This window comes from Pantoea sp. E956-1, from assembly GCF_982223955.1.
In genome coordinates this window covers 1-500 of the sequence record NZ_CEUYZP010000041.1, presented here as the reverse complement: position 1 = coordinate 500, position 500 = coordinate 1, and the positions used below count along the sequence as shown (strand labels likewise).

The 500-nt window shown below is 56.8% G+C and carries 1 pseudogene; it reads right to left on the bottom strand.

Features of this window, described 5'->3' with window-relative positions:
• Nucleotides 1–14: 14 nt before the first annotated feature.
• Nucleotides 15–413 (bottom strand): annotated as a pseudogene (locus tag AC0T7J_RS25140) (alanine--tRNA ligase-related protein); the annotation flags it as partial.
• Nucleotides 414–500: the final 87 nt, after the last annotated feature.

The following is a 500-nucleotide window of genomic DNA, read 5'->3' as shown; positions in this document are numbered from 1 at the left end:
ATGTCATACGCTTAGTCGTCGGTGGCGTAGACAGTGACCCAGAGCTTTTCCTTCGGCAGCTTGAGCACGCCAGTCAGGAAGGTCCAGGCAAAGGTGATCGCGTCGTGCTTGAAGTAGTCGCCGAAGCTGAAGTTACCGAGCATTTCGAAGAACGTGTGGTGACGCGCGGTATAACCGACGTTTTCCAGGTCACTGTTCTTGCCGCCGGCGCGCACGCATTTCTGGCTGCTGGTGGCACGGGTGTACGCACGTTTTTCCTGGCCCAGGAAGCAGTCCTTGAACTGGTTCATCCCCGCGTTGGTGAACAGCAGGGTTGGGTCGTTGCCCGGAATCAAAGAGCTGGAGGCTACACGGGTGTGGCCTTGCTCTTCGAAGAAGCGAAGGAAGGCTTCACGGATTTCTGCGCTTTTCATTAGGTTCTTCCACGGAGGCTGCGGCCAAAGGCCTGTTCGAAACGTCATTAGACGAAGCGACGGCAAAGGGCCGCATTATATCGGCCC